The sequence below is a fragment of the Clostridium sp. AF37-5 genome, assembly GCF_003477605.1.
GTDB lineage: Bacteria > Bacillota > Clostridia > Lachnospirales > Lachnospiraceae > Eubacterium_F.
Map to the genome: position 1 here is coordinate 22,165 of NZ_QUDR01000019.1, position 17,650 is coordinate 39,814.

Genomic DNA, 17,650 nt, shown 5'->3' on the forward strand with positions numbered 1-17,650 from the left:
TCAATTCTAAGAATCGTTTTCCCCTTATATCTTTACCAATAAATCCGCTCATAAAACCATCTTAGTAATTCAAATAATAAATTTACAATATGCTATTATACTACCACATAACAAAATGTGAATCAACGACAAAAAGCCCATCCGCAAGAGACAAACATTATCCTCTCTCAAGACGAATGGGCTTTTTCTATTTCCTTACTTTTTCCTTACTCTTCCGCTTTCAAATAATTTACATGCAGAAGTTCGTGGCTTCTTCCTTTCAAGACTCCATTTTCGTAGAGCTGGCTCACGACCGGATTTTCGCCGGAGCGTTTAATAATCGCAGATTTGTCTGCTTTATACATTCCGGTAGAGCGTTCCTGTTTGACGGACTGATAGCCAAATGGCTGACCGGCACCGCCGATACATCCATATGGACACGCCATAACCTCGACAAAATCAAAATGTTCTTCACCGGAACGAATCTTTTCAAGCAGATTATCCGCATTTCCAAGACCATTTACAACGCCGATTCGCAGTGTTTTTTCGCCGATTTCAACCTCTGCCACTTTGACACCTTCGAGACCACGGATACCGGTATACTCTAACTGGCGCATCGTCTCATTGTCCTGTGCCGCCACATGACGGAGTGCTGCTTCTGTCACACCACCGGTTACGCCGAAAATAACGCCTGCTCCGGAGTAAATGCTAAACGGCATATCCGGTGCACTCGGCTCAATTTCATCAAACTGGATTCCCAATTCTTTAATCATAAGAATCAGTTCTTTGGTTGTGATTACATAATCCACATCCGGCACATCATTTCGCTTAAATTCGTCTCTGGCTGCCTCGTATTTCTTTGCTACACACGGCATAACCGCAACCGATACCGTTTCTAAGCCGGCTTCTTTATCTGCCGGTTTGTAGTATTCTTTAATTACCGCCCCAAACATTTCCATTGGCGATTTGCACGTAGAAACGTAAGGAAGCATGTCACGGTGTTTTGTCTCTACAAAGCGAACCCAGCCCGGACAGCAGGAAGTAAATAATGGATATTTATTTCCGTTTGGATATGTATTTTCGCCATTTTCCAATTTGCGTACAAGCTCTGCTGCCTCTTCCACAATTGTTAAATCAGCTGCTACACTTGTGTCGAACACAGTATCAAATCCACACATACGAAGTGCGGTATAAATTTTACCAATTGAGTTTTTGCCTGGTTTTAAGCCAAACTCTTCGCCAATCGCAACACGAACCGCTGGTGCAACCTGTGCAACAACACGCTTATTCGGAGCATACAAAGCCTGCCAAACTTGTTTTAAATCTTTCTTTATGGTAATTGCCGCCGTCGGACAAACGGCTGCACACTGTCCGCAGTTGACACAATCTGTCTCAGCAATTTTTCGGTTAAATGCCGGTGTGACAACCATATTGGCACCACGGTTTGCAAAATCAATTGCTCCCACATGCTGCACTTCGTTACACATACGCACACAGTCACCACATAAAATACATTTGCTTGGGTCGCGCACAATTGAAAGCGAAGAATCGTCAATCATCCGCTCCGGATGCGTATTCGGAAATCTCACATCCGTCAGACGGAAGCGGGCAGCTAACATCTGCAAACGGCAGTTTCCATTTTTCTCACATACGGTACAATCTCTGCAATGAGATGCCAGTAAAAGTTCCAGAATCATCTTACGGTAATCATGCAGACGACCGGTATTTGTTTTAATTACCATTTTATTTTTCGGCGGCGTCGAACAGGAAGCAATAATACCTCCTCTCTCATCTTCTACCACACACATACGGCAGGCACCATAAATGGACATATCCGAATAGTAACAAAAAGTCGGTACATGAATCCCCACTTTATGAATGACCTGCAAAATATTTTTTTCATCCGTAAACTCGGCACGAATGCCGTCAATTATCATATATTTTTTCTCAGCCATTGTTACACCTCCTTCACTGCACCAAAGTTACATCCATCTTTACATGCGCCGCATTTAATACATTTTGTCGTGTCAATCACATGCGGCTCTTTTACGTTTCCGGAAATTGCACCTACCGGACACATTCTTGCACATTTGGTACAGCCCTTACAAAGTTCAGGGTCAATCTGAAGGCTTGTCAATGCTTTACACTGGCCTGCCGGACATTTTTTATCCACTACATGAGCAATGTATTCGTCACGAAAATACTTAAGCGTTGATACAACCGGTGAAGCGGCTGTTTTACCAAGACCACAAAGTGCCGTTGCCGAAACGGTCTCCGCCAATGTTTCCAACAACTCTATATGCTCCATCGTTCCGCGCCCCTCGGTGATATCCGTAAGCAGTTCAAGCATACGCTTTGTTCCCTCACGGCACGGCACACATTTACCACAAGATTCATTCTGGGTAAAATTCATAAAGAAACGTGCCACTTCAACCATGCAGCTCTTATCATTCATAACAACAAGGCCACCGGAACCAATCATGGCACCTACTTTTTTCAGCGAATCAAAATCCAGTTTCATATCCAAATGATCTTCTGTCGCACTGATACACAGACATCCGCCGGATGGTCCGCCAATCTGAACCGCTTTAAAAGCACCACCTTTGACACCGCCGCCAATATCAAAAATAACTTCACGCAGCGTCGTTCCCATCGGTACCTCAATCAACCCAGTATTCTGTACATTGCCGGTAAGGGCAAATGCTTTCGTGCCATGGTTGTTTGCCGGACCATAGCCCTGATACCATTTCGCACCATTTAACAGAATCGGCGGTACATTACAAAATGTTTCAACATTATTTAAAACTGTTGGCTTGTCAAACAAACCATGCTCTACCGTTCTTGGTGGTTTCACGCGCGGCATACCGCGGTTTCCTTCAATTGATGTTGTCAGCGCACTTCCCTCACCACAGACAAATGCACCGGCTCCCTGGCTGATATGTAAATCAAAATCAAAACCGGAACCCAAAATATCTTTTCCTAACAGTCCGCGGTCCATTGCCTTATCAATAGCTGTCTGAAGTCTCTCAACGGCAAGCGGATACTCTGCACGCACATAAATGTAGCCGTGATGCGCACCCGTCGCAATCGCAGCAATCAGCATACCTTCAATCACACGATGCGGCTCACCTTCCATCATGGAACGATCCATAAAGGCCCCCGGGTCACCCTCGTCACCGTTACAAACAATATATTTTTCTTCTTCCTTCTGGTCTAACACCTGCTGCCATTTTCTTCCTGCAGGGAATCCACCGCCTCCGCGTCCACGCAGGCAGGACTCCGTAATCTCATCGACAATGCCCTGAGGCGTCATATCAAATAAAGCTTTTGCCACGGCACTATAGCCGCCAAGAGCCAAATACTCAGCAATACTTTCCGCATTAATATGTCCGCAGTACTCAAGCGCAATACGAGTCTGCTGCTTGTAAAACGGAATATCCTCCTGTTTCACATATGGATTTCCCTCCTGGTCTTTGTACACCAAACGGTCAATAACTTCGTCTCCAATAATGGATTTTTCGATAATTTCTTCGCAATCATCAAGACTCACTTTTATGTACAGCCATCCCATCGGCTCGATACGAAGAAGCGGTCCCATCTCACAAAAACCGTGACAGCCGCTCTTTTTTAATCCAATGCTGTCTCCATGCGGATCTTTTTCCAGAACAAGAGCACATTTCAATCCTTTGCCCTCAATGATATCTTTCATTTTTGCGTAAATCTCTAATGAGCCTCCGGCTACGCAGCCGGTTCCGGCACAAATCAGGATTTGTTTTCTCTGACTATTTAAAGAAGCACGATATTCCTCTTGCTTCGCAATCAGTTCCTCACGATTCTTAATTTTCATTCGCTGCCTCCTCCTTTAACTGCTTAATAAGTTCCCGCGCCTTTTCGGGTGTCATGGATGGATGCACATGGTCATTTACCGTACATACCGGTGCCAGACCACAGGCTCCCAGACAAGATACTGTTTCAACAGTAAAAAGCATATCATCAGAAGTTGGCTTTTCTTGTGTAACCCCAAGCGTTTTACGAAACTCTTCCAAAATCGGCACTGATTTTCGTACATGGCATGCTGTACCGTCACATATTTTAATGACAAATTTACCCTTTGGTTCCAAAGAAAAGTTCTCATAAAATGTCGCTACCCCATAAATCTTCGCCTCACTCATCTTCAACTCTTTGGCAATATAACATAATGCCTCTTCCGGAAGATAGTGATACTCTTTCTGAACGTCCTGCATAATCGCAATCACAAGATTGCTTTTATACTCATGTTTTTTCAGAATTTCGTCCAGTTTTTGTTGCTGCTGTTCGTTCACATTCCTTCTCCTTTCGGCTAAAAAAAATTGTTGGTATTCTCATTTCCCAATAATTATACCTACTGATAAATTTTATCATTCTTTAACAAAATAGTAAAGTTTTTTATCATAAAATAAAATCGATGCGATACAGAGAACTCATACAAAAATTCTGTATCGCACCGATCCTACTTTTATTTCTACGCAAGCACTTTTTGTTTTCTGATTGTCATCAACCCTTTACAGAGCCAAGGGCAACACCACGAATAATAAATTTTGACAGACACAAGTATACAACAATCAACGGAATAATTGCGAAACCAAGTATCATATAAATCTCGCCCAAATCCGTCAGATAAGCTTCTGCCTGCAAACTTGCCACAACCAATGGAAGTGTAGCATTTTCACTACTGTTATCCATCAATAACTGTGGCAGGAAATAGTTATTCCAAGAAGCAACAAATTGGAAAATCATCTGCACCGCCAATGCCGGTTTCAAAATCGGCATAACGACAAAGTTAAAGATGTAAAATTCATGTCCACCGTCAATTCGACCGGCTTCCACAATTTCAAGTGGCAGTGAACTCTCCATATACTGTTTGATAAAGAAGAATACTGCCGGAGATGCCAAGGTAGGGAAAATCAAAGGAATAAATGAATCTTTAATTCCCCATGCATCCATCATTTCCACAAAACCGAGTGCAGAAACCTGTGTCGGCACCATAAGGATAACCATGATGAACACAAATGCTGCCTTTTTTAAGCGGAAATTGTAAGCATATAATCCGTAAGCAGTAAGTGTCGCAATATACACACTGGTAACACATGAAATCACTGCTACAATTAATGAGTTAAACATCGAATGCAGGACCGCTACTTTTGTCTCGTTAATTGCATTCGTAAAGTTTCTGACAAAATCACCGCCCGGAAGCAGGCTAAATGTCGTTTTTAATGTCGATGTATCTTTTGTTGTATTTACCAAGAGCATAACAAACGGAAAGATACAGATAATACATACCAATATCAAAACAATATAGGCAACCGTTCGACGAAAGACAAGCATACGGTGACCGCGGATTTCGTCCGCTGACAAATTTGCATATTTTGCCATTTACTGCACCCCCTTTGCCTGTTTTCTGGCTTTTCGTTCTGCTTTTTTATGAGCCTTTATTTCCTTATCCTCATCACTTTGCATGATACGGAACATAAAGATTCCAATCAGACCGGCAGCCAAGAACAATACAACGGATTCAGCACCGGCAACACCCATGTCACCCTGTGATGAGTTGATTCTCGTACTGATATCCATAACAACAGTCGAAGCCACGCCATTTGTACCACCACGGTTTACAATCAGGTTCGGAATATCGAACAACTGCAAACCACCAATCATGGAAGTAATCATAACGTACAACATAATTGGTTTCAGCATCGGCATGGTAATCCGTCGAAACTGCTGTTTCGCACTCGCACCATCAATTGCAGACGCTTCATAAAGAGCTGGGTCAATTCCCATAATACCTGCCATCAGAAGGATGGTCGTATTACCCGTCCACATCAGGAAGTTGATAAAGGCAATGATTAAACGAATGCCCCACTCATTTTCCAAAAAGTGAATGGACGTTCCTAATATATGATTGATTGGTCCGGTTACTGCAAATAGTTTACCAAACAATACTGCTATGGATGAGGCCATCAGCATATTCGGTAAATACAAAATAACCTTAACCGCACCAGTACCTTTCAATTTTAATCGAATGTCAGTAAACCAAGATGCAAAAAGCAATGATACAATAATCTGCGGAATAAATCCAAGCAGCCACAATAACATCGTATTACCAAAATATTTTACAATATCATATTTGGTAAAAAGGTCGATATAATTTTCAAACCCGGCAAACTCAAATACACTATTTAGGAAAATATCCGTTTTGTCATGAAAAAAGCTTCGATAAAATGTTGCAATCAACGGATATAACTGAAATATACCATAGCAAATGAAAAACGGAAGGATAAAAATCAGGCCCCATTTGCCATACTTTAATTTGTGCGGACGTTTATACGCCGTCACATCTTTCTTTCCAGCCATAAAATCCCCCTTACCTTTTGATAAAAATGGCGGGACAGGGGCACCCCGTCCCGCCAGAAAACTAATTCGTTTCTAAGCTGTTACCCATTATTTTTTCAAATCCGGATAACTCTTGATTACCTCGTTCTTGAAGTTGTCAATTGCTTTCTCTTTGCTTACTTTACCCTGATAGTAATCTTTCATCTTAGCCATCAAGCTTTCGATGTACATCTGGTCATAAGGAGATACGTTGCTGCAATTGATGTTGTCAGCTGCTGAACTTAAAGCTTTTACAAGAGACTGTCCACCAAGGAAGTCAGATGTTACATTTTCCTCTTCCAGCTTTTTGTTTGCTGCCTTGTTGTTTACGAAGTCTGAAGTGTCTTTGCTGATGTTGAACATGATGTCTTTGTCACAGCAGAGTTTCTTCATGATGTCTGCAACCAATTTTGCATTATCTGTTCCAGCTGCTCCACAGATGAAGGAACCGCCCCAGTTGAATGACTGTGGTCCGGTTACTACAGCCCAGTCACCGTAACTTCCGCCCGGTGTAAAGGTACCGTCATCATTTTTCTTAGCACCGGATCCTTCTGCCATGGAGAAGTTAATGCCCCATGCAGGCATGAAGTAACCAAATACTTTACTATCTTTGCCCATGTCAGCAGTCCACTCTTCAGCCCAAAGGCTTGTTCCGTTGTTGTAACCTTTGTCAGTATACTCTTTTGTTGTGTCAATCCATTTTTCGATGGATGGGTCAATCTGGATAACACCTTCATCATTTACACATTTCTGGCTTACGTTGTTTGAGTATACACGAAGTGCATCATCATAACCGGAAAGCATCTTGTATCCTTTGCCCTTCAAAGTCTCAGCTGCTGCTGCGAACTTATCCCAGTCAGATACCTGCTCCTGAATCTTTTCGATATCATCTGTTCCAAATACTTCTTTTGCGATAGAACGACGATAAACAAATCCACCAGGGCAGCCCTGCCATGAAACAGCACGAAGAGTACCATCACTCTTTGTAGCAGCCTGTTTTGTGTAATCATACATCTGGCTCAAATCATCATCGGTAAGTCCAAGTGATTTAATATCAAGAGCCATGTCTGTATTCGTGTACTTGTTTACATAATCCATCTCGCAGAGGAACATATCAATTTTGTCATCTGCACTTGCGCTGTCCTGTTTTTTCAAAGCAGCATCCAGTTTCTTCTGATAAACACCACCTTCGTTTGTGTTTGTCACGAATTTAACTTTTACATCACCGATACTCTGTGTATCTTTGTTGTAATCCGGATAATACTTTTCAAAACGCTCTTTGAACTCTGTGTTCCAAACATAAATGTTAAGAACTTTTCCGCCACCATCAGCTACGGTTTCCACTTTTGCTGAATCGTTGCTCTTTGATGAATTACTTGCATCCTTGTTGCTGTCACTTCCGCCACATCCGGTAATTGAACCAACTACCATAGCCATAGACAATGCCAGCGCTAACCATTTTTTCCTCATAAATCAATACCCTCCTAAAATAATGATTTTTTTAATTCTTCCACAAATTTCTTCATGAAAGTTGTGAACAGTTTCGTGTCATTCCTTTAAGGAATAACTTTTATTATTTCATCGAAAGAACTGAACATCCTCGTATTAATTCTCCTTGTACATCAAGTCTTTCAACAAGTGCCAGTTCCGGCTGTTCAATCAGCTCTACCAACTTTGCTGCTGCGACTTTTCCGATTTGTTCTGTATTCTGCCGGTAAGTCGTTATCTTCGGCTCAATCACGTGGGCAATTCTTTGTCCGTCATAACCGGCTACTGAGATATCATTAGGAATCGAAAGTCCTTTGCTTCGAATCACATTAATACCTCCGATACAAGAAAAATCATCCGGATAAACAATACAAGTAGGTCTATCTTCCAATGATAATAATTCGTGAGTAATTTTTGCCGATACATCCGGTGCGTGGTAAATACCTTCCCGAATATATCTGTCTTCGGTTTCTATCCCATACCTTTTCATCGTCCGCAAAAAACTTCCGATACGGCTTCTAGTAACAAAAGAATCCGCGCCGTGGATATAAGCAATTTTCTTATGTCCACATTGTATAATGTAAGAAACCAATTGTTCCATTCCTCTAATGTTGTCCGACATAACACATGCCTTGTCATTAAATATATAATCGATTGTCACAACCGGTATACCACTTTGAAGCAATTCTTTTACTTCTTCCGCTTCAAAATCCACACAAGCAACAATCACACCATCGACTCCGCGATATTTGCTATGTTCACTATAGGACAATTCACTCTTTCCCACATGCCTTCCCAAAAAGGTTATATCATATCCCTTTTCTTCCACTCCCTGTCGGAAGCTGTCAAGTACTGGAGAAAAATAGGAATGGGTCAAACCACTTCGCGCTTCATCCGCAAATAGCACTCCAATGTTATAGGTACGGTTTGTCTTCAGTGCACGAGCGGATGAGTTTGGTACATAGCCCATCTTCTTAGCCACCTCAAGCACCCGTTCTTTTGTCGAAGTACTTATATCAGTGCGTCCATTCAATGCTTTGCTTACTGTCGCAATCGATACACCGCATGTCTCTGAGATGTCTTTCATTGATACCATGAGCATTCCTCGTTTTCCGTAATCGTTTTCGTAAGTCTACTGTACCACACTTTTCACAAAGAGTCAATACTAATTTAATTTTTTTTGTTGGAATTGCACAAATATCCCGCTTGCATTTCCCTTTGACTTCCTATATAATGAAATTATCACGAAATCGTTTTCGTAACGCCCCAGATTACCAAAGTCAACGATTTTTCGTGCTTGCACGGAAAAGACGTTGACCTTGGTAACCGCCTAATATGAGGAAGAAGCGATTTGTGCAACAAATCTGCGGATTCCGAATATTTTCGGATTGCGAAAGCGGCTTTGCCGCGGAGCAATCCGCCTGGGGCGTTCGCCCCTAGCTTGCAAAGTCAACGATTTTTCGTGCTTGCACGAAAGAAACGTTGACCTTGATAACCGCAAAATATGAGGAAGAAGCGATTTGTGCAACAAAGCTGCGGAGCACTCCGCCTGGGGACATTATGCTAATACTATTATAAGGATGCTTTGCAAAGCATCGGAATGGAGGTTCTATGAAATTCGGAAAATTTGATGACGCCAATCGTGAATATGTGATTACAACCCCCAAAACACCACTGCCTTGGATTAACTATTTAGGCAGCACGGATTTCTTTTCTTTGATTTCCAACACCGGTGGCGGGTACAGTTTCTATAAAGATGCAAAGTTGTTGCGCTTGACACGTTACCGCTACAACAACATTCCAAACGATGAGGGTGGCCGTTACTTCTATATAAAAGACGGTGATACCGTATGGAATCCCGGTTGGATGCCGGTCAAAACAGATTTGGATTCCTATGAATGCCACCACGGCATGGGTTACACCCGCTTTATATCTGAGAAAGATGGAATCAATGCAAATCTTTTGACTTTTGTTCCGGTTCACGACAATTGTGAAATCAATGAAATCACAATTACCAACACAACAGATTGCGAGCGCACCATAACTTTATTTTCCTATATTGAGTTCTGTCTCTGGAATGCAATGGATGATATGACAAACTTCCAGCGAAACTTAAATACCGGAGAAGTAGAGATTATCGGCTCCCGCATTTACCACAAAACAGAATACCGCGAGCGCCGCAACCATTATGCGGTCTTTGCCGTAAATCATGATATTGACGGATTTGATACAAGCCGCGACGCCTTTCTTGGTGCATACCGCAGTGCTGCAGCCCCTCTTGCCATCGAACAGGGAAATGCTACCAATTCGATCGCAAGCGGCTGGTATCCGATTGGTTCACACCAGATTAATCTGACATTGAAACCGGGTGAATGTGAGACACTTGTATTCGTTCTCGGCTACTGCGAAAATGACCCGGATGATAAATTTGAAGCACCAAATGTAATTAACAAAAAACCGGCAGACGAACTGCTTAACAAATACCAAACGAAAGAGCAGGTAAGCGATGCCTTCCACGAATTGAATGAGCATTGGAACCGTCTCCTCTCCCACTATACGGTGAAGTCAGGGGATGAAAAATTAAACCGCATGGTAAATATCTGGAACCAGTATCAGTGCATGGTTACCTTTAATATGTCGCGTTCCGCTTCTTATTATGAGTCCGGAATCGGACGAGGTATGGGATTCCGTGATTCCTGTCAGGATTTGCTTGGCTTTGTCCACCTGATTCCGGACCGCGCCAGAGAGCGAATCATCGATATCGCATCCACACAGTTTGCTGACGGCAGTGCTTACCACCAGTATCAGCCATTAACAAAAAAAGGAAACAGTGATATCGGTAGCGGATTCAACGATGATCCATTGTGGCTGATTGCCGGAACTTCCGCTTACATCCGTGAAACCGGTGATTTCTCCATTTTGGACGAAACCGTTCCTTATGATAATGATTTTAGCGTGGCAACAAGTTTGTTTGAACATCTGACACGCTCCTTTAACTACACAGTCAACCACAAAGGACCGCACAATCTCCCATTGATTGGACGCGCCGACTGGAACGACTGCCTGAACTTGAACTGCTTCTCCAAAGAACCGGGCGAATCCTTCCAGACCTTTGGCCCAAGCGAAGGACCGGTTGCTGAATCGGTATTTATTGCCGGTATGTTTGTCAAATACGGTAAAGAATACGCTGACCTCTGCGACGCAATTAATAAACCGGAAGAAGCCAAAAGAGCCAGAGAAGAAGTTGAAAAAATGGTCGCAGCCATTGAAGAAAGCGGTTGGGACGGCGAATGGTTCTTACGTGCTTACGACGCAGACGGCAACAAAGTCGGTTCCAAAGAATGCGAAGAGGGACAGATTTACATTGAACCTCAGGGCTTCTGTGTACTGGCAGGTGTCGGCGTAGAAAACGGCCTTGCTAAAAAAGCATTAGATTCCGTAAAAGAAAAACTGGATACCAAATATGGTATTGTACTTTTGCAGCCACCATATACAAGATACTATGTAAACCTTGGCGAAATTTCTTCTTATCCACCGGGATACAAAGAAAATGCCGGTATCTTCTGTCACAATAACCCTTGGATTTCCGCTGCTGAAACACAGATTGGACGCGGTGACAGAGCTTTTGAAATTTACCGCAAAACCTGCCCGGCTTATTTAGAAGAAATCAGTGAAATCCATCGCACCGAACCGTATGTCTATTCCCAGATGATTGCCGGAAAAGATGCTAAGACATTTGGTGAAGCGAAAAACAGCTGGCTCACAGGAACTGCCGCCTGGACCTTCTTAAATGTATCCCAATTCATTTTAGGTGTTGAGCCAACATTAAAAGGATTGAGCGTAAACCCATGTATTCCGAAAAACTTTGGTGACTTTACAATTACCCGTACATTCCGCGGTGTTGAATACAACATTGAAGTAAAGAATCCGGATAATGTTGAAAAGGGTGTAAAGGAATTAATTGTTGACGGACAAAGTCTTGGACAGACAACCGTAATTCCGTATGACGCATCCAAAAAACAAGTTTCTGTAACCGTACAAATGGGTTAATAAAAAAGAAAAGACCTGCCGTGCAGTAAACCACACGGCAGGTCTTTTTTATTCTTTTAGCTCCACTGAGCATCAAACAAATTCTTATAAAATCCATTTGCAGCTAACAGTTCTTCATGATTTCCCTGCTCCACGATTTTTCCATCCCGCATCACAAGAATCACATCTGCTTCCTGAATGGTTGACAAACGATGCGCCACCAGAAAACTCGTTCTACCCTGCATCATCGTAGCAAACGCCTTCTGAATCCTCATCTCGGTGCGCGTATCAATGGATGAAGTTGCCTCATCCAAAATCAGCATTGGCGGCAGACAAAGCATTACTCTCGTAATACATAACAACTGTTTTTGTCCTGCCGACAAACTTCCGCCATCTTCACCAATCACGGTATCGTAACCGTTTGGAAGTCTCTTAATAAAACTGTGTGCGTGACTTGCCTTTGCCGCTGCTAGCACTTCATCGTCCGTCGCATTCTCACGCCCCATCACGATATTCTCCCGGATGGTTCCCTGCTTTAACCACGTTTCCTGAAGCACCATACCATAATTAGCACGAAGACTCTCTCTCGTCACTTTCCGGATATCTTTTTCACTTACTTTAATTGCACCGGAATTTACATCATAAAACCGCATCAAGAGATTAATTAACGTCGTTTTACCACAGCCGGTAGGACCAACAATTGCTACACGCTGTCCGGGCTTTACCTGTAAATTAAAATGCTCAATCAATTTCTGATTCGGCTCATAAGAAAAATACACATCTTCAATTTCCACTTTTCCATCTGCTTTGCCAAGCTTTATGGCATCTTCTGAATCCGGAATCTCCGGTGTTTCTTCAATCAACTCAAGCACTCGTCCGGCACAGGCAATCGCATTTTGAAGTTCTGTCACGACACCTGAAATTTCGTTAAACGGTTTTGTATACTGGTTTGCGTAACTTAAGAAACAGGAAAGCTGCCCAACCGAAATACCGCCCTGAATCGCGAAAAAAGCACCAAACACACCAACTGCCGCATACACAAGCGCATTGACAAAACGAGTGGACGGATTGGTAATGGATGAGAAAAAGGTTCCCTGAAGCGAATACTTAGAAAGACGGTCATTAATTTCATCAAAACGGTCTCCTACTTCATTCTCCTGTCCAAATGCCTGAACTACTTTCTGGTTGCCAATCATTTCTTCAATCAGCGCCGTCTGCTCCCCTCTGGTCTCTGACTGCATACGAAACATCTGATATGTTCTTTTCGCAATAAACGCTGCCACAAACAGAGATACCGGTGTCAAAACCACAACGACTAATGCAATCGGTACACTGACACTAAGCATAAAGCCAAGCGTTCCTAAAATCGTAATTACACCGGTAAACAACTGGGTAAATCCCATCAACAATCCGTCGGCAAACTGGTCGGCATCCGCAATAACACGGCTCACAATTCCACCATAAGAATGACTGTCAATGTAACTAAGCGGAAGTATCTGAATTTTCTCAAAAGCATCCGTACGGATATCACGCACAACACTGTAAGTGATTTTGTTATTGGCAACATTCATCACCCATTGTGCCGCCATCGTAAGCAAAATAGCAATTCCGATTTTCACACAAATGTGATAAACACCGGCAAAATCAACTTGTCCTTTTCCTACAATCAAATCCACTGCTTGTCCGGTAAGAATCGGCACGTAAAGGGTAAGCACAACCGTAATCAGCGCCAGTACAAGAGAAACAATCAGGAAAAACCGGTAGCGGCGGATATAATGCAGCACCTTTTTTATCGTTTCCTTCTGCGTCATGACTATCTTGCCCCCTTTCCGTATTGGGATTCATAAATTTCCCGGTAGACCTCACAGGAATCAATCAGCGTATCATGCGTTCCCATTCCTACAATCACGCCATCATCAAGCACAACAATCTTATCTGCATTTCGCACCGAAGCCGCACGCTGGGAAACAATAAAAAGTGTCATATCTTTTAATTCTTCGCGAATTGCCTTTCTAAGAGCGGCATCCGTTGCATAATCAAGTGCCGAGGCACTATCATCCATAATCAATATTTCCGGTCTTCTCACCAATGCTCTGGCAATTGTCAGACGCTGTTTCTGTCCGCCGGAGAAATTTCGCCCTCCCTGCTCCACAACCGAATCCAGTCCATCCGGTTTTCCAAGAACAACTTCTTTTGCCTGAGCAATTTCAAGCGCCTTCCACATTTCCTCTTCCGTTGCATCTTTTTTGCCCCATTGCAGGTTGGAGCGGATGGTTCCTTCAAACAAAACGGCTTTCTGAAGCACAACACCAATCCGGTTTCTCAACAAGGCAAGTGACTGCTTATGAACCTCTACGCCATCAACGAGTAATTTACCGGATGTAATATCATAAAATCTCGGAATCAAATGAACTAACGATGTTTTTCCGGAACCGGTACCACCGATAACGCCAACGGTCTCTCCCTTTTTCACGGAAAAATGAATATCGGTAAGGGATTCCGTATGGGTTCCCGGATAGACAAGACCGACATGTTCAAATGAAACAGCAATGTCGCCATCCCCCGGCTTTGTCTCCTCATTCGGCGTAGAAAGTCCCGGTTCTCTCTCAAAGACTTCCTGCACACGGTCACCACAGGCAATCGCTTTATTTACCATAACAATCATGTTCGCCAGTTTGATTAATTCTACCAAAATCTGTGCCGTATAATTAACTAACGCAACTACCTGTCCCTGAGACAAATAACCGGCATCTACTTTCAGCGCACCAATCCAGATTAACGCAATTACTCCGACATTGATAATCAGATAGGTAATCGGGTTTGTAAGTGCGGAAACTCTTCCCACTACCATCTGGAACTTATTTAATGCCTGATTTTCTTCCGCAAATTTTTCCTTCTCCTGTTCCTGCTTATTAAAAGCACGCTGCACACGGACACCGGACAAATTCTCACGGGTTCTTCCTAACAGTTTATCAAGTGCCTCCTGCACACGGCGGTACATCGGAATACTGACAAACATCACACCGAAAATAACGATTGATAATAATGGAATGACAACTACAAAAACAAGCGCAGCCTTGACATCAATTGTAAACGCCATAACCATCGCACCGAGCACTACAAACGGCGAACGCAGAAACAAACGAAGTGCCATATTAACAGCTGCCTGTAACTGGTTCGTATCACTTGTCAAACGGGTAATCAATGTAGAACTTCCTACCTGGTCAACATCTCCAAACGATAAGGACTGAATATGACGGAACAACGCCTGTCTCAGTCCGGCGGCAAATCCCACAGCTGCTTTCGCCGCAAAATACTGCGCCACAAGAGCAGCGGTCAAACCAACCGCTGCCAAAAGAACCAATATACCTCCCATCCATCCAATAAAACCATAATCTCTGCTTCCGATTCCATGGTCAATAATTGCTGCCATAACAAGCGGTACAAATAATTCTAACGTCGCCTCAAACAATTTAAACAACGGGGCGAAAATACACTCTTTTTTGTATGAACTTAAAAACTTAAATAACTGCTTCACACTTTCCTCCTAGTGGTAAATTTTCGTCTCCCTGCATTGCTAACTGTGCTTTTACAAGTCGATAATAAATACCTCTCTTTGCAATCAATTCTTCATGAGACCCCACTTCCGCAACACGATGTCCGTCAATTACAACAAGTCTGTCTGCATGTTTTAACGTCGAAAGACGATGCGCAATCGCAAAGGTAGTACGCCCCTTGGTCAAACGCTCCAATGCTTGTTGTATCATAAATTCACTCTCCGTGTCAAGACTTGCCGTTGCTTCATCTAAAATTAACAGTCTAGGTTCATTCAAAATTGCTCTTGCAATCGCAATCCGCTGTCTCTCTCCACCGGACAAACTGTGTCCTTTTTCTCCCACATATGTATTATAGCCATCCGGCGTCTGTGATATAAATTCATGTGCATTTGCCGTTTTTGCCGCCATTATCACTTCTTCTAATGAGGCATCCGGTCTGGCAAAACGGATATTTTCAAGAATTGTCCCAGAGAATAAAAATGTCTCCTGTAACACCACACCAATTTGTGAATGAAAATAATCCGACTGGATTTCCTTTATATTATGCCCATCGACCAACAATTTACCATCATCCACCTCATAAAGACGCATAATCAGATTGATAATCGTAGACTTTCCGGTTCCGGATGCGCCTACAATACCAATCATTTCCCCTTTCTTTATCGTAAGATTCAAATCTTCCAAAACCGGCTGATACGATTTGTAACCAAACGAGGCATGCTCAAACCGGATTTCTCCTTCCACATCAAGGCGAATCGGCTTTTGCACATCCTCAATAAAAGGTTCCTGTGTCAAAACATCATTGATTCTTTCCATACTGCTAATCAGATTCATCAGTTCTCTCGGCATATTTGTCATCCAATTTAGGTACATATATAAAAGCTGTGTATATGTTACAAACTGTAGCAGTTCACCGGTCGTCATCCTGCCGCCTAATACATCCAATCCACCAAAATAAATCACAAGGAACACACCAGCTCCCATCAAAAGGCTTACCATCGGCATAAACACAGCCCAAAACACTTCATTTTTTGTCTGTACACGACAGAACTCATCCGTAAGCATATTGAATTTATCTCGCTCATTTTCTTCTTTTCCATAGGATTTCACCACGCGCATACCGGATATCACATCCTGCAAACTGCTGTTTACCTCATCGCTCTTCTTAAACTGCAAATGAAACCGTCTGTGAATATTCTTTCGGAACGCATACGTCACAAATACTGCCGCCGGAATGAAAACAAACGCAAGCAGTGCAAGTTTTACATTGAGTAACACCATAAAAATAATGTCACAGGCAAAAATAAAACAGACCGTAAACATATTACAGAAAGTTCGCTCCATAAATTCACGAATCTTTCCCGTATCAAAAACAATTCGGTTCATCAATTCGCCCGGCCTTCTGTCATTGATAAAATTCAGCGATAAAATCTGAATGTGGGAAAACATCCGCTGCCGCAAATCTTTTGAAATAGTTGCGCCTAAAACCGTACAGTAATACGTTTTTAAAATGTTAATCACAACAATTCCGACACTTAACAAAAACATGATGCCAAGGCAGATAAAAGCGGTTGAAATTCCACCCTCTCTGCGTTTCAAAACATCGTCCACCAAATGCTTTTGTATTTCCGGATTCAAGAGTGTCACAACGGCAGCCAGAATCATTAACACAATGATCCCCGCAAACTTTCTCTTATACGGTGCTGCCATTTTCAAAAAGCCTTTCCAGAATCCGCCCTCTTTGGAGCAGTGCGGACAATATTTCGTACCCGGTATCGCATGGTGGCATTTCGGACATATTTTCTCGTATTCCGTACTGACTACCTCTTCCTCTCTGCCGGATGCCAGAATATGGATTCCTCTGGCAATGTAAGCATAACGCGATAAATGTCTCGCCGAATAATGAACAATGTGCTTTGGCACACCGTCAAAATTGATTACTAAAAGTCCGCCACCGATTTTTGCCTCTGCTTTTACATCGATACATTTGGAAACATCGTATTCCTGTTTGATACTGCCCTTTTCCACAACAAAAAGTCTGCGGTTTGTGACAATAAAATAGGAGTCTTCCAAAAAATTTCCGGCATCATCAATATCGACCGGAACCGCATAGTAAATGCGTTCGTTGTCCGTAAGCGAAATAACCTGCTCTGCCTCTTTTGGCAGTTCATATCTTAAAATCATACTGC

The 17,650-nt window shown here is 42.7% G+C and carries 11 protein-coding genes; 1 reads left to right on the top strand and 10 read right to left on the bottom strand.

The features are described 5' to 3' along the window. Positions 1–206: 206 nt before the first annotated feature. The 7 genes from DW019_RS11480 to DW019_RS11510 form a co-directional block, all read right to left on the bottom strand. Complete coding sequence (locus DW019_RS11480) at positions 207–1,934, bottom strand: [FeFe] hydrogenase, group A (protein WP_118443475.1); 1,728 nt, start codon at positions 1,932–1,934, stop codon at positions 207–209. Between the two features lie 2 nt (positions 1,935–1,936). After that, positions 1,937–3,826, bottom strand: a complete 1,890-nt coding sequence (locus DW019_RS11485) for an NADH-quinone oxidoreductase subunit NuoF (RefSeq protein ID WP_117479136.1) — start codon at positions 3,824–3,826, stop codon at positions 1,937–1,939. After that, positions 3,816–4,301, bottom strand: coding sequence for an NAD(P)H-dependent oxidoreductase subunit E (locus DW019_RS11490; protein ID WP_022377116.1), 486 nt, complete (start codon positions 4,299–4,301; stop codon positions 3,816–3,818). The genes DW019_RS11485 and DW019_RS11490 overlap by 11 nt, the downstream gene beginning before the upstream one ends. A 211-nt stretch (positions 4,302–4,512) precedes the next feature. Beyond that, entirely contained in the window at positions 4,513–5,391 is an 879-nt protein-coding gene (locus tag DW019_RS11495; protein ID WP_022377115.1) for a carbohydrate ABC transporter permease, read from the bottom strand. After that, positions 5,392–6,369: a sugar ABC transporter permease gene (locus DW019_RS11500; RefSeq protein ID WP_118443476.1), complete on the bottom strand. Its 978-nt coding sequence runs from the start codon at positions 6,367–6,369 to the stop codon at positions 5,392–5,394. It lies immediately after the preceding gene. Between the two features lie 87 nt (positions 6,370–6,456). Continuing rightward, the gene (locus tag DW019_RS11505) at positions 6,457–7,857 is read right to left on the bottom strand and encodes a carbohydrate ABC transporter substrate-binding protein (protein ID WP_117479138.1); all 1,401 of its coding nucleotides are present in this window, start codon (positions 7,855–7,857) and stop codon (positions 6,457–6,459) included. A 103-nt stretch (positions 7,858–7,960) separates the two neighbouring features. Continuing rightward, positions 7,961–8,971 (bottom strand): LacI family DNA-binding transcriptional regulator, encoded by a 1,011-nt coding sequence (locus tag DW019_RS11510; RefSeq protein ID WP_118443478.1) that lies wholly within the window; start codon positions 8,969–8,971, stop codon positions 7,961–7,963. A gap of 515 nt (positions 8,972–9,486) precedes the next feature. Between DW019_RS11510 and DW019_RS11515 the strand changes: the two genes are divergently transcribed. Next, on the top strand, positions 9,487–11,925 hold the full coding sequence (locus DW019_RS11515; protein ID WP_118443480.1) for a glycosyl transferase: 2,439 nt from the start codon (positions 9,487–9,489) through the stop codon (positions 11,923–11,925). 56 nt (positions 11,926–11,981) lie between these two features. Here the strand turns inward: DW019_RS11515 and DW019_RS11520 are convergent, their stop codons facing one another. Genes DW019_RS11520 through DW019_RS11530 form a run of 3 tightly spaced genes read right to left on the bottom strand, consistent with a single transcriptional unit; the run spans position 11,982 to position 17,645 of the window. After that, positions 11,982–13,715: an ABC transporter ATP-binding protein gene (locus DW019_RS11520; RefSeq protein ID WP_118443482.1), complete on the bottom strand. Its 1,734-nt coding sequence runs from the start codon at positions 13,713–13,715 to the stop codon at positions 11,982–11,984. A gap of 2 nt (positions 13,716–13,717) precedes the next feature. Beyond that, entirely contained in the window at positions 13,718–15,442 is a 1,725-nt protein-coding gene (locus DW019_RS11525; RefSeq protein WP_022377109.1) for an ABC transporter ATP-binding protein, read from the bottom strand. After that, positions 15,426–17,645 carry an ABC transporter ATP-binding protein gene (locus tag DW019_RS11530; RefSeq protein WP_117479143.1) on the bottom strand — a complete coding sequence of 740 codons (2,220 nt, stop codon included), beginning with the start codon at positions 17,643–17,645 and terminating at the stop codon, positions 15,426–15,428. The genes DW019_RS11525 and DW019_RS11530 overlap by 17 nt, the downstream gene beginning before the upstream one ends. Between the last annotated feature and the right edge of the window lie 5 nt (positions 17,646–17,650).

What these genes read in the sequence shown, in the direction of transcription:
- DW019_RS11510 (WP_118443478.1), bottom strand. Translation starts at nt 8,971, where the DNA reads ATGGTATCAATGAAAGACATCTCAGAGACATGCGGTGTATCGATTGCG.
- DW019_RS11520 (WP_118443482.1), bottom strand. Translation starts at nt 13,715, where the DNA reads ATGACGCAGAAGGAAACGATAAAAAAGGTGCTGCATTATATCCGCCGC.
- DW019_RS11505 (WP_117479138.1), bottom strand. Translation starts at nt 7,857, where the DNA reads ATGAGGAAAAAATGGTTAGCGCTGGCATTGTCTATGGCTATGGTAGTT.
- DW019_RS11515 (WP_118443480.1), top strand. Translation starts at nt 9,487, where the DNA reads ATGAAATTCGGAAAATTTGATGACGCCAATCGTGAATATGTGATTACA.
- DW019_RS11500 (WP_118443476.1), bottom strand. Translation starts at nt 6,369, where the DNA reads ATGGCTGGAAAGAAAGATGTGACGGCGTATAAACGTCCGCACAAATTA.
- DW019_RS11485 (WP_117479136.1), bottom strand. Translation starts at nt 3,826, where the DNA reads ATGAAAATTAAGAATCGTGAGGAACTGATTGCGAAGCAAGAGGAATAT.
- DW019_RS11530 (WP_117479143.1), bottom strand. Translation starts at nt 17,645, where the DNA reads ATGATTTTAAGATATGAACTGCCAAAAGAGGCAGAGCAGGTTATTTCG.
- DW019_RS11495 (WP_022377115.1), bottom strand. Translation starts at nt 5,391, where the DNA reads ATGGCAAAATATGCAAATTTGTCAGCGGACGAAATCCGCGGTCACCGT.
- DW019_RS11480 (WP_118443475.1), bottom strand. Translation starts at nt 1,934, where the DNA reads ATGGCTGAGAAAAAATATATGATAATTGACGGCATTCGTGCCGAGTTT.